The organism is Sneathiella aquimaris, assembly GCF_026409565.1.
Classification (GTDB): Bacteria; Pseudomonadota; Alphaproteobacteria; order Sneathiellales; family Sneathiellaceae; genus Sneathiella; species Sneathiella aquimaris.
The window spans coordinates 3,821,855-3,834,899 of record NZ_CP112881.1; the positions used below are offsets into that span (position 1 = coordinate 3,821,855).

The window sequence follows — 13,045 nt, forward strand, 5'->3', positions numbered from 1 at the left end:
GGTACATTTGAATTATAACTTGTACTTTGATCTGATTTTGACATAAAAAAATACATAATTCAAAAATTGGAGAGATTTCTGACATATGGATATTCAGGATTTTCAAGCCGGACAGCATGAGGACCTTTACGAGTATCGTGCCTTTGTGCCTTCCAGCATTTACCAGGAATGGGTCAGTGCGGATGCTGAGCTTGCTGAGCTTTTAGGTCGTGCAGACCGTGCCTTGGGTGAATTGAATGCTTTTTCTCAACTAATCCCGGACATCGACTTTTTTATCCGCATGTATGTGGCGAAGGAAGCCACACAATCAAGCCGCATTGAAGGCACCCAAACCAATATTGAAGATGCCTTCAAGGACGCAGATGACCTAAACCCAGAAGAAGTTGATGATTGGGCTGAAGTCCAAAATTATATTCGGGCAATTAACAGCTCCATTGACGCTTTGGAAACCCTCCCCTTCTCTAACCGCTTATTGAAGCAAACCCACGCGATTTTGATGGAAGGCGTGCGGGGGGAAAATAAAATGCCGGGTGAATTTCGGCAAAGCCAGAACTGGATAGGTGTCAGCCTTAAAAATGCGACCTTCGTACCGCCTCATCACGAGCGCGTAGCGGATTTAATGAGTGATATGGAAAAGTTCCTTCATGCCCAGGATATCCGTGTTCATCCCCTATTGCGAATTGCTATAGCTCATTATCAGTTCGAAACCATTCACCCTTTCCTGGATGGTAATGGACGGTTGGGACGACTTATGATCTCCCTCTTTCTTGCATCCGAAGGTTTACTCAGCAAACCCGCCCTCTATCTGTCAGATTATTTTGAACGTAATAAGACGGCATATATTGATCACCTCATGGCAATCCGGGGCGGGAACCACTTGCGGGCATGGTTGATCTTTTTCCTACATGGGATAGAGGAGACAGCCCGCGCCTCAGCAGGGGTCTTCCGTTCCATTCTGGAGATCAAGGGTCAGATTGATCAATCTGTCCTGCCACGGTTCAGCTCTCGCCGACAGGATAATGCCCAAAAGATCATGAGAGCCCTCTATGCCCGCCCAATCATTGATGTGAAGGCAGTAAAAGAGCTGACCAGCAGCACCACAAATACGGCTGCGGCATTGATATCGGATATGGTTGAGTATGGTGTCTTGAAAGAAGTAACAGGGCAGCGCCGCAACCGGCTTTTTGCGTTTAACGACTACATTGCACTCTTCGGGAGATAATTAATGGAAAAGTACTTTCCTTCTTTAGAGGGCATCGAAAATGATCCATCCACCCCCGCCGCCGATTTATTGGCGAAGGGTATATGCGTTTACTATGGCGATGATCGTTATCATGATCCAGATCTAATTGTTGAGGAAAGTCCAGATGCTACAAAAACTCTTCCGCGTTTCAATGGCGCCGATTTCGATATATTGAAAACACTATAAAAGCCTAATTATCTGGAACTAGAATTTCAAAAGAAATACATCTCATTGTCAATGAGTTTCCACAATCAACTTACTCCAAAAAGAGCTTTTGCGTTTTCCCTTAAAACCCCAACCTTAAATGCTCTTTCCTTCTCTTTATCCTCTAACAATTTTAATCGCTTGAAAGCTTCAATCTGCCATTGCGGTGAACCATACCAGACAGAGTCGGTCCCCCACAGGACACTACCCGGTCTAGCATCAAGGAGTGGCTCCACAAATCGTTTCAAATCAAGAGGATTATTTAACCGACAAACCAAACCCGAAAAGATCGCACCAATTTCAATGAAAACATTTTCATATCTTTTCGTTATATCCGCTAATACTGAGTGTTGATTATATCCACCGTGAAAAATTACAAAATTCATGTCTTTATTTCGTTCAGCCAAATGAACAATATTCACTACCTGCGCATATTCTGACCGTTCCAAATCGTTCCCGGAACTTCCTAACAATGTATCATCATGGTTTTTTGCCCAATGTATGCAAATTACATTCGAGATATCACCGAAACTACGCAATTTATCAAAAGCACCGCCAGTTCCATTGGGAGGTGTCCCTCCAGCCCCTAACGCACAAAGCCATTCAGTATCCGTCGCATTCCAATTTGAACCAGAATAAATTTTCCAAAACCTCATTTTCTTAGCTTTTTCTTCACTGTGTGGATCCAGCCGAAATCCATTCGTACTCCCGGAATTAGAACCGATCAATATCCGTCCCGCAGAATACAGTTTTCCATGAGATTGAATTCTATTTGCTTTTGCGCACACATCCTGAATCTCATCGGCATCAATCAACCAGTTTTCTTCAATAGGATCAGTTGAAGGAGGAGCTGATGTTAATATCGCAATATTTGTATCTTCCTTCGCTCCAAACATATCTTCAATATATTGACCACTTGTAAAAGCCGTACCTAACAATCCCTGGGTATGAGCCTGTGGAGAGATACCATTTGTCTCTTCTATAAATCTAAACCTCTCAGGGCAAAACCACCAAAACCCACCCATACGAAAATATCCAGCTCGATCCTGCATAGAATGACTATCACGTACACAATGTGTGTGAATATCGATAACTGTTCCAAATTCATGCGGCCTTTGAGCATCTTGCCAATTTTTGGATACTCTATACAGCTCACTTAAAGGGATATTGAGATGTTTTGAGAACACATGACTCAAAGCCCAAAATATGAGATCGAAGCCACCTGAACTGTGTAGAAAGGATACGATGTCTTTTGCGGCTAATTTAGTCTTATTGGCTTGGTATTCCCGATAAATCAAAGCACCAACTTCTTCTCTCAATTCAACATTGTTCAACCCCATAGTCCTCTCCTTTTTCTACAAGCTCACAACCCCAATAAGTATATTTATATATTATTTTTTTCTATTATAATGAATGAGGCTGGCACTTAATAGCCTCAAAATTCCATGAATAAAGCTGTCTCTTATTCGTGGGCTAAAACTCATGACTTATATCGTATAAGTTTTAATTCTGTTGAGCATCGAAGATGCGAATAAAGCACCGGCAGGAGGAAAGTGGGCCACTTTACATGTCCTGCCCTCCTACTAAAATGTGAACTTCGTTCAAGATCATTTATTTGATAGCATTACGTTTAGGAATTTCTCTTACCTTTAGTGGTGCCTCAAAACTTTCTTCAATCTTTGCGCTATCAATAATAGAATCTGCGTAAGAAAAATTTTCAGGAGTAGTATTATGGCGCGTTGGGGACAGACTAATATTGAGGTTATTGCCGCTGGAGATTATATCACCGAGGAGCTCAGGCAAGGTATTCCTATGCAGCGAATATATGATGCGCTTTTCGATAAGCAATGCGTCACTGTCAGCTATAACAGTTTTCGCCTGAAGGCACGTGATCTGAAAGCGCAACAATCTTCCACGGTCAATGAAAATCATCAATCTGACCCTTTGGTTCAGAAACCTCCTCCAGCAACCGAAGAATGCCCGCAAGAAGAAAAGCCCGCAAATCACTCACCGGATGAATTTGTGTTTAATCCGATCAGTGATTTGAGGCGCTTCAATCGAGGTGAAGAATAAGCCTAGATCGCCTTTTTAAACTCAAGTACCTGTTGTTTCAGTTTCTGTTGAGTTTCTCGTATCCCTTCAAACAGTTTGTCCAAGTCATCCGTGTATCGTTGCAATTGTATATTCTCCTGAGACTCATCGAGAGCAAGAAGCAATAATTTTCCAAGCCGTGCCAAGTCGGCATTTACACCAATAAGCTCTAGCAGTGACTTGGCATCGATAATAGATCTGGGAATTCGGTAATTTATGATGATATTCCGGATGTAGTCAGAATTCGTCATATTCACCGATCTCGCCCGTTTTACAATCTCTGCTTTTTCATTAACTGTCACATGCGTTTTAAGTGACTTTGTTCTGATTGGATCTGTCATAGCTAAATATTCAACTGGCTGATTTTCGTATCCAATTTACGCCACCCCATTCTAAGTCGACTTTTCGTTATTATGAAGTAGTTGGATGTCGTGGTTGCCTCCTTGAAGGTCAGACGATCAGCAAGCATTCGGTTGACATCATATTTCAACACCTCATTTCTGGATGGGCCAAACTGAACAATGCCACGTATGCGATCTACATAATCTTTAAAAAAACGAGTATGCTCAAACGTTTCACCATCAATTCTAATGTCTCCGAAATAGTCATTCAGCCATACAACTACGGGCACATTGGGAAAATTATCCATGAGTGCTTTAAAGCTGCTGAGTGTCTCTTTACATGCCGCTCCTCCCACAATTACTGAATGCAGAAACGGCATTTTTCCATATGTTACGATCTCATCCATATAGTCATTTTCTTTCAATGAACGACACATCGTTAGAAAAGAAGTATTACTGCAGTCGATAACAATTTCGCCATCTTTGTCAGTGGATTGAATAGTGTTGAAAAGTGATTTCATAGAGTTTGGACTTGTTGGATCCTCACATAATATATCAATGTGCTTTGTGCCAAGCGCGTCATATTTTACAATCCCAGTCCCCATCGGATCTGTATCGATGCACTGAACTATTTTTCCTCTGGAAAGGTAATACTGTGCCAGCAAAAATGCCGCAAAAGATTTTCCAATTCCGCCTTTGCCGCTTAAGAAAAAGTGAGTTTTCCCCATTATTAATCTCCAACTACAGGTAAGTTTTATAAAGGTGTTATAGGTATGGGCGACCAAACGACCGTGGATTTTGCGGAATAACGCGACCAAATGACCGTAGGTGCGCGACCAAACGTCTGTGGATTATTTAAAGTTATACGGTATTGGGGGCGGGCTTTTTCTGATCCGTATCCCCTGGCTCATACCCGTTTCACTGAATATCTCAGCGACAAGAGCATTTGGGTAAATTTTTTTGACCACATACAGGGCATGGAGAAATTTGCGCCTGAAATCTCTAAGCCTTTTATACCCCCGGCCAAACTGCTTCCAAAGGATCTACCAATACACAGTGTATGGCTGCGTCACCCTATGTAAACGTTGTGTCAGCCAAAGGTAGATATCCATGGCAATTGATGAATACGATATCGCTGTCAAAGCGTTCAGGTCTACTGGAACTGCCTGTTCTTGAAGAGAGGACCAATACTCATTGGACAGAACGAATTCTGATGGCCACAACACCCGCGACTTTTCCAGTTTGAGCCACATCAGATCAAAATCAGAAACAATATGGGATTGAGTTTGTCGCTCTCGCGTCGCCAACCTTATTGTTGCTGTTCCGAGGGCAGACATCTGATACTTGAACTCAGATATATCCTGGCCGTTTGGATCCCTGTTCAAGATCTTTTTTAGGAACGAAGTCATTGATCGGTTGGGCTTGATCACGGGCGATTGTTGCCTAACAGCCTCCGTGCTCAAATGGATCAATGCAAGTCTGGCTCTACTACCACTGGGAAGCGGTAATTCTCGCCACTGTCTGTTATCTGGATTAAATGCAGAACCTGCTTCAATTTGCAGTGAAGTTTGTCCATTCGAACACTCCCATACGCGCGTGCTCTCTGATAAGCGTCTGGATGGCAAAAAGGTCTGACACATAGCGCTATGAAGAAAACCGATATTGTCACCGGGCCCCGACATCATGTCATTTGCCACTCTGAGAACTCTACTCATCCGAGCGTCAAATAAACGATCCGAGTAATCCTGACCACCAATTACGACCTTTACATTCCTATTGGTCATTATCGTTCGCCACCAATGATTTTTGTCTTTTCTTGCTCTTTCTAGGACGCCCACGCCGCCCCTTGGTCGGCTCAATCACCTGCTGCTCTAACCAGGCTTCTATATCGTCAACTCTATAAACAGCGTTCTTCCCGATAATCCGATATCGGACCCCTCGTCCTTGATGGGCAAGGTGCGCCAAATTCGAAAAACTGATGGGATAACATTCTGCTACTTGCTTACGGGTTAAGTATTTACTACTCATTCAAACTTCTCCTAATCAACTGTGGCGTATGCTGATTAGGTTGAATGAACTCGAATCCCGACTGCAACAAATTTCATTTTACCCAATTTTTCAGAAAAATGGATGTTTTAAAATTGGTTGAAACAATTCTACCTATAGAGGATACTCATGACAATTTAATCAAAACTATTCAATAAGTTAGACAAAATAAAACAGTAACAGTGAAATTATCACTACTATAGAGTGCAATATTTGTTTTCCAATAAAAATTTTTCACTTTTACACAACTATGGCGAACTATGACGAACTATGGCGAAAACCATAGGTTGATATTTGGCAAATTCCGAATCAATCGAATTACCAAAAATTTTCATCCATTGAATTCAAAACTTATTATAGATTCTCATTACCATTTTTTGGGACAATTTTGGGACACTGAATATCAATTTGATAGCATTTCACTTGATTTGTATAAATCGGAATGTATAATTGAATCAAAGCACTAGATAAAATTCTCTTGCATTACAATAACTTATTTAGGCCCTCCGAAGGCAGAGGTCACACGTTCGAATCGTGTCGGGTGCGCCAATTTTTTCAAACTTTAGATAATTATCGACGCCCCCTATTTGTTAAGGGAAACGCTGTACCTTGGATATGCGCTGAATAAAAGCGCGACGGCAGATTTTTTGACTTTAAAGCAGGTATTAATCGCCTGACATTGTCTGTTGGTCCGGTTGGGCTTTGTCCATTTTTCGGGCCATCAATAAGACATGACCCAACGGGGGCCGTGGCCGTTTGTAAATGGGTTGTCTGTGCGCTCCAAAAACCCGATAGGGGCTCTGTAGGGGCTCTGTTTTTTTTGGCTAGAAAAATGTCATTTCCGAAGCAGAAACGTCGCTCATTGACACAGACTTTGACATCCGTCATGTTTGCCCTCAAAATCGAGGGGAATTAATCGGGTTAAAACGCTGGCAAAATGCCTGTTTCCGCCCTTTAAACTGGATGAATTTGATTGATGCCAAAAGCCAAAATATACCTTGCTGACCTCACTCATAACGGCCTTGTCCTATCGTCAAATGTTTTTCCCCTGTCCATTGGGCTCGTCGGTGCGTATTTACTGGATAGAAAACCGGATGAAGTCTCGCTGGAACTGTTCAAATATCCAGAAGATTTAAGTCAGGCCCTTGAAACTGAGGTGCCCGATATTGTGGGCTTTGCCAATTATTCCTGGAATTATGATCTGGCGCGGCAATATGCCAAAACCATCAAAAAGCTTTGGCCTGAAACTGTGATTGTTTTTGGCGGGCCAAATTATGGCCTGACGGATGAAGAGATTGCCGCCTTTTGGAAGCGCAATCCGGATATCGATTTCCATGTCGCCCGCGAGGGAGAAGAAGCCTTTTGCCTTCTTCTGGATGCCCTTGTCGCGGCTGACTTTGATGTGGCAGAAATTAAGGCTCAACGGCAGGAAATTGGGAATATCCATTACGCGATTGGCGATGAGGTTATTCAAGGCCCCCTATTGCCCAGATTGAACCTGGAAGATGTTCCCTCTCCCTATCTGATGGGGTTAATGGATAAGTTCTTTGATGAAAATCTCGGCCCGATGATTCACACAACACGGGGCTGCCCTTTCTCCTGCGCCTTTTGCACGGAAGGCACAAAATACTACAATCTGGTAAGCCAGCGTGAGGGCCAGTTGGAAGCTGAAATGACCTACATCTCTGAACGGGTTCGCGGCCCGCGGGATTTGTACATTTCAGATGCCAATTTTGGGATGTTCAAACAGGATTATGAAAAAGCACGCATCATCGCGCAGTGTCAGGAAAAATATAACTATCCGAAATATGTCCATGTTTCGACCGGCAAAAACCAGAAAGAACGGGTTGTCGACATTGTGAAAAGCCTGAACGGGGCCGTCAGTATGGCCGCGTCCTTGCAGTCCACTGACGCAACGGTTCTTGCAAATGTAGCGCGGTCCAACATATCCGTCGATAAATTGTCAGAAGCGGGCAAAATGGCGAATACCAACGCCACAGGCACCTATTCCGAGCTTATTCTCGGGCTGCCCGGCGATTCAATCGCGGCCCATAAACAATCTTTACGCGACACGGTCGAAATGGATTTCGATAACATCCGGATGTATCAACTTATCATGTTGCCGCAAACCGTCCTCAACACTCCCGACAACCGGGTTAAATATGACATGCGGACCAAACACCGGATCATGCCGCGCTCCTTCGGACGTTACGCACTTGCCGGCGAAGAAATTGTCTCAGTGGAATCTGAAGAAATCCTGGTCTCCAATTCCACACTACCATTCGACGATTATGTAACCTGCCGTGAAATGGACCTAACCATCGAGATCCTGCATAACGGCAAGGTCTTTGCGGAGGTTCAGGGGCTTTGCAAAGCCTATGGTCTTTCCTGGTTCGACTTCATCATGCGCTTCTTTGACCGCCGTCGGGAATTTTCTGACGATATCACGAAGATGTATGATGACTTCAGGGTCGGCACATCGGACCGTCTTTGGGACAGCGCAGAAGAGTTGGGCGATACTGTTCGGCGCGATATTGACCGTATGCTGGTTGATGAACGGGGCACGAACGAAATGTCGACCGGTAAAGCAACGGCGTTCTTCGTTCTGTTTGATCAAATGAACACGGTCATTTTTTCGGTTCTCGAAGACTGGCTTGCTGAGCTTGGCAAACTGGATAACCTCACAAGCGCTTATTTGAAAGAACTCCAGCGGTTTAGTCGGATCAGAAAACAGGCTCTGCTTTCCGAAAAAGCGGACTATAACGAAAGCTTCTCCTTTGACATGGAGAAAGCAGAGCAGAACGCTTTTCAGATCCTGCCTGAACAGCTTTCCATCAACAGCGCACAGATTTATTCGCTGACGCACAACTCGGTTCAGCGCGAGCTTATTGAAAATTATGCAGATGAATTTGGCGATAGTTTCGATGGGTTGGGAAAATTGCTGATGCGCTATCCGCATATTCATCGATTGTTTAGAAAGCCTGTTGCAGCAGCGTAAGGACCAGCATGGCCGATCAGAACCCGTCTTCATTAAACTGTGTCGTGACAGGCGGATCTGCCGGGATCGGCTTTGCAACAGCAGACCATCTGTTGGCTGAGGGACATTCCGTTTTTATCTGTGCCCGCACGGCCGCCAACCTTGAAAACGCATTGAAAACGCTACAGGATAAGCATGCGAAGGCCGTTTTGCATGGGGCCGTCTGCGACATTCGCCGCTATGAAGATGTCACGAAAATGATGGCTGAGGCCGCATCGGCCATGGGACAGATTGACGTTCTGGTCAATAATGCCGGCGTTGGGAAAATTGCCTCCATCATTGATCTGTCGATCGATGATTGGCAGGCCATGATTGATACCAATCTGACGGGCGTGTTCAATTGCAGCAAGGCGGCCCTTCCAGAACTCATGAAATCAAACAATGCCCATATCATCAATCTGGGCAGCCGTTCAGGACGGTATGCGTTTGCTGGTGGCACCGCCTATAGTGCAACAAAATCAGGGATACAGGGCTTTACAGAAGCGTTATTTCTGGATTTGGGTCAACATAGCATCAGCGTCAGTCTTGTGGCGCCCGGGACAGTGGCAACCGAATTTGCCGATGTGGAAAAACAGGACTGGCAAATCCAGCCTGAAGATATAGCTCTGGTCATCGGCAATATTCTCAACACCCCGAAACGGGCCAATATAAACTGGGTCGAGATCCGCCCGGGGCTTCCGCGGTAATGGATCAACAATAGGAACCTAATCATGCGTCATACAGGCCAAATTGCATTGGTGACCGGTGGTGCCCAGGGAATTGGACAGGGCATCGTTGAAACCCTGCATCAAAACGGCGCCAGCGTTGCCATTGTTGATATCCAAAAAGACAAAGCAGGGCAGGTTGCTCAAAAACTCTCGACGAAAGACGCGCCGGTCATAGCCATCGAGGCAGATATCATGGCGCCTGAGGGATGTAAAAAAGCCATCCAGCAGGTTGAAGCCTCTTTAGGCGGCCTTGATATCCTCGTCAACAACGCCGCCGTGGCCCGCAAAAAAGAATATATTGGAAAACTGGCAGGAACAGACTGGAATGATCACAGCAAACTGGTTCTGGAAGCGGCCGTTCATCTTGCGGATTACGCGACACCCCTGCTTAAAAAATCCGGTCATGGCGCAATCCTGAATGTATCCTCTGTAACCGCGCTTCGGATCGCCCATCAACAAACCAGTTGGGCATATCATGTCTCGAAGGCCGGTTTGGAACAGCTTACTCGGTATCTGGCGGTTAAACTGGGACCTGATAACATTCGGGTTAATGCGGTCGCTCCGGGACTGGTCAATCGAAGCGAAGGCGTCAAATTAACAGACTTTCCGGAAAATGTGCGCATTGTCGAGCAAACCGTTCCCCTTCGCCGGGTTGCATCGGCCTCTGATATTGGGAGAACGGTTTCGTTTCTTTGTTCTGACGAGGCCTCCTATATTACCGGGCAGGTGCTGACCATTGATGGCGGACTTGGGCTCACCGAAACATTTGGAACCGGCCTTGCGCTGTCACAGGCTCTGGCGTCCTCTGACTAGAATAAAGATTGCGCCCTGTTAAATACTTGCATATTTTGCATGAATGAATTTTGACAGCCTGCAGATCTTTCTGGAAGTCGCCCGAAAATTAAACTTTGCTGCGGTGGCAGCAGATCGGGATGTTAATCCATCTTCCATTTCCAGGTCAATCAGCCAACTTGAAGATGAACTGGGCATTCGCTTGCTGCAACGAACGACCCGCAGCATGTCGCTAACCGAAGCGGGTCACCATTTCTTGCAAAGAGCCATCACCCTTCTGGAAGAACTGGAACAAACGAAAGAAGAACTCCGCCCTTCGGAAAAAGGTCCCAGCGGGACCCTGCGACTAACGGCCTCAGTCGCTTTCGGTGAGATTGTTCTCATGCCCTTGATGGCCGCGTTCAAAAAACAATATCCGAATATTAAGCTTGATCTCATTTTTACCGACACCGTTGTCGATCTGATCTCGGAAGGGATCGACTTGGCCATTCGGTTGCAACCGTCGGACCATGCAGATCATATCACAACCCGATTGATGGACACCCGCTACTTCTTATGCGCGACACCAGGTTTTTCCCAGTCAATCGGCGACTTGAACACGCCTGACGCAATGAAAAATGTAAACTGCATTACCCATTCCTTGCCATCTTATCGGACAGATCTTTTTTTTCAAAACACAGAAAACCCCGCCGAAACAAGCCGAATTCCCATACAGGGCGATATGACCGTTCAATCAGCCCTTAGTGTAAAAACAGCGATCCTTGAAGGTTTGGGTGCCGGGCTTCTCGCTGACTGGCTTGTTCGGGACGATCTGAAAAAGGGAACCCTGATTGATCTTTTTCCGCATTATTCCGTGACAGCAACCAATTTTTCAACGGCCGTCTGGGCGCTTTATCCCAGTCGGCACTATGTGCCCGCTAAAGTACGGGCAATGCTCGATTTCCTGCGCAGAAAAATCGGAACGGTGACCTGACATATAATCAAGATTATTCCTATTAATGTTTCTATTGCATTAATATAATGCAGATTGGCTACTTTATTCCGCTGGGACCGATTGTTACCTGTTGCTTTCTTCAACCAATGCACAGGAAACAGCTTCATGACACAAATACGCCCGCAGGATTTCACAGGAAAAACAGCTTTGATCTTCGGCGCAAGCCGCGGGATCGGATTGGCCACGGCCTTTAAACTGGCGGAGTACGGTGCCGAAGTCATCCTGACAGCGCGCGACCAAAACGACGGAATGCAGGCAGCGGATGATATTCGTGCAAAAGGCGGAATAGCCCATTTCAAAAGATGTGACGTCAGTGACTATGAGTCGGTTTGCTCCGCTGTTCAATATTGTCAGAAGGAAACCGGACGACTCGATATCGTTGTAAACAATGCAGGGGTCATAGAACCCTTAAGTTATTTGGCTGACAGCGACCCTGAACTGTGGTCCGCGGCCGTCGACATCAATCTCAAGGGCATCTATTTTTCGATGCGTTCCGCCATACCGATCATGCGGGCGCTTGGCGGCGGTATCATTGTTAACCTGAGTTCCGGAGCAGCGAACAGCGCGTTGACCGGGTGGAGTCATTACTGCTCTACAAAAGCGGCAGGCAAAAAACTCACCGAAATTGCCCAATTGGAAGTCGCCGGGCACAATATTCGGATCGTCGGGCTATCACCGGGCACCGTATCAACCGGCATGATGGATAAAATCCGAAAGGCCCAGATCAACGCGGTCAGCAATCTTGACCCCTCTGTTCACATCCCCGCTGAATGGGCCGCCGAGGCTGTTGCGTTTCTTTGTGGGCCGGGCGGTGTTGAATTTGCAGGAAGTGATTTTTCGATCAAAACCCCGGAAGGCCGCGACCGTGTAGGTCTGCCAAGTAATTAAAATTGGCCATCCAAGAGACGCACCGCAATGGCATCGCCTGCCAGTCGAGAAAAAATTTTTATTTTTGAACCTCAGCGCATGGACCGACGACAAACAGGTATTACACTCTGAAAAAGGAACCTGTTATGAAAATCTCTACGCTTTCTACTCTATTAACCGCACTCGTAATTTCCACCGTCGCGTCCAGCGCAATGGCCAACAACCCAAACGGGCCGAAACCCAAATGTCCCCTTGGTCAATTGCCTGTTCTGGAAAATGGCGCATATCATTGCGAAGACGCGAAGATAAAAAGCAATTCAGCCCCCTCTCGGTCAATGACTGCGCCGAAACGGGTAAAAGCGAAAGTCGCATTGCCTGATTTTAAAATCATGGGCGCGAAACGGAAGCCTGGCTCTCAAAATACCTTTCAGGTGAAAATCCGGAATATGGGAGCTGGCCCCGCACCACAAGGCGTTTTATTTGGTCAGCATTTTCTGGCAAATAACCAGTCTTGGGGGGCGGATGCGATTATTCCTCCCATCGCCTCCGGGCAAACAAAGCTGGTCACGATTACGATCCCGCCTGAAAATTATACGCGGGGTGATCGTCTTCTTTTCACAGCCGATTATTTTAAAAAGATCACGGAAAGCAATGAGACAAACAACAGCTACGGCATGAATTATCAATAACCTGACCCCGTATTTGACAAAAAAGGCCCGAACT

General features: G+C 45.7%; 14 protein-coding genes. 9 read left to right on the forward strand and 5 right to left on the reverse strand.

All coding sequences use genetic code 11. The features are described 5' to 3' along the window. Window positions 1-85 precede the first annotated feature (85 nt). Complete coding sequence (locus OIR97_RS18095) at window positions 86-1,222, forward strand: Fic family protein (RefSeq protein ID WP_169543599.1); 1,137 nt, start codon at window positions 86-88, stop codon at window positions 1,220-1,222. 3 nt (window positions 1,223-1,225) lie between these two features. Next, entirely contained in the window at window positions 1,226-1,429 is a 204-nt protein-coding gene (locus OIR97_RS18100; RefSeq protein ID WP_169543600.1) for a hypothetical protein, read from the forward strand. 65 nt (window positions 1,430-1,494) lie between these two features. Here OIR97_RS18100 and OIR97_RS18105 read toward each other — a convergent pair whose 3' ends face one another. Beyond that, window positions 1,495-2,787, reverse strand: coding sequence for an amidohydrolase family protein (locus tag OIR97_RS18105; protein ID WP_169543601.1), 1,293 nt, complete (start codon window positions 2,785-2,787; stop codon window positions 1,495-1,497). Between the two features lie 391 nt (window positions 2,788-3,178). Here OIR97_RS18105 and OIR97_RS18110 point away from each other — a divergent pair, with 391 nt between their 5' ends. Further along, window positions 3,179-3,520: a hypothetical protein gene (locus OIR97_RS18110; RefSeq protein WP_169543602.1), complete on the forward strand. Its 342-nt coding sequence runs from the start codon at window positions 3,179-3,181 to the stop codon at window positions 3,518-3,520. Window positions 3,521-3,522: 2 nt separating this feature from the next. On the opposite strand, the gene OIR97_RS18115 is transcribed toward OIR97_RS18110, so the two are convergent. From OIR97_RS18115 to OIR97_RS18130, 4 genes are all read right to left on the reverse strand, one after another. Next, entirely contained in the window at window positions 3,523-3,879 is a 357-nt protein-coding gene (locus OIR97_RS18115) for a plasmid mobilization protein (RefSeq protein ID WP_169543603.1), read from the reverse strand. 2 nt (window positions 3,880-3,881) lie between these two features. Beyond that, on the reverse strand, window positions 3,882-4,607 hold the full coding sequence (locus OIR97_RS18120) for a nucleotide-binding protein (RefSeq protein WP_169543604.1): 726 nt from the start codon (window positions 4,605-4,607) through the stop codon (window positions 3,882-3,884). A 315-nt stretch (window positions 4,608-4,922) separates the two neighbouring features. Beyond that, window positions 4,923-5,663, reverse strand: a complete 741-nt coding sequence (locus tag OIR97_RS18125) for a replication protein RepA (protein ID WP_169543605.1) — start codon at window positions 5,661-5,663, stop codon at window positions 4,923-4,925. Beyond that, the gene (locus OIR97_RS18130; RefSeq protein ID WP_169542756.1) at window positions 5,653-5,907 is read right to left on the reverse strand and encodes a helix-turn-helix transcriptional regulator; all 255 of its coding nucleotides are present in this window, start codon (window positions 5,905-5,907) and stop codon (window positions 5,653-5,655) included. The genes OIR97_RS18125 and OIR97_RS18130 overlap by 11 nt, the downstream gene beginning before the upstream one ends. 994 nt (window positions 5,908-6,901) lie before the next feature. On the opposite strand from OIR97_RS18130, the gene OIR97_RS18135 reads away from it, so the two are divergent. From OIR97_RS18135 to OIR97_RS18160, 6 genes are all read left to right on the forward strand, one after another. Beyond that, on the forward strand, window positions 6,902-8,923 hold the full coding sequence (locus tag OIR97_RS18135; RefSeq protein ID WP_169543606.1) for a B12-binding domain-containing radical SAM protein: 2,022 nt from the start codon (window positions 6,902-6,904) through the stop codon (window positions 8,921-8,923). A gap of 8 nt (window positions 8,924-8,931) precedes the next feature. Next, complete coding sequence (locus OIR97_RS18140; RefSeq protein WP_169543607.1) at window positions 8,932-9,648, forward strand: SDR family NAD(P)-dependent oxidoreductase; 717 nt, start codon at window positions 8,932-8,934, stop codon at window positions 9,646-9,648. Window positions 9,649-9,672: 24 nt separating this feature from the next. Beyond that, entirely contained in the window at window positions 9,673-10,482 is an 810-nt protein-coding gene (locus OIR97_RS18145) for an SDR family NAD(P)-dependent oxidoreductase (protein ID WP_169543608.1), read from the forward strand. A 43-nt stretch (window positions 10,483-10,525) separates the two neighbouring features. Next, window positions 10,526-11,434 (forward strand): LysR family transcriptional regulator, encoded by a 909-nt coding sequence (locus tag OIR97_RS18150; RefSeq protein ID WP_169543609.1) that lies wholly within the window; start codon window positions 10,526-10,528, stop codon window positions 11,432-11,434. A gap of 126 nt (window positions 11,435-11,560) precedes the next feature. Then, window positions 11,561-12,343 carry an SDR family oxidoreductase gene (locus OIR97_RS18155; protein ID WP_169543610.1) on the forward strand — a complete coding sequence of 261 codons (783 nt, stop codon included), beginning with the start codon at window positions 11,561-11,563 and terminating at the stop codon, window positions 12,341-12,343. 125 nt (window positions 12,344-12,468) lie between these two features. Further along, a complete protein-coding gene (locus tag OIR97_RS18160; RefSeq protein ID WP_169543611.1) occupies window positions 12,469-13,011 on the forward strand; it encodes a CARDB domain-containing protein in 543 nt (180 codons plus the stop codon). Window positions 13,012-13,045 lie beyond the last annotated feature (34 nt).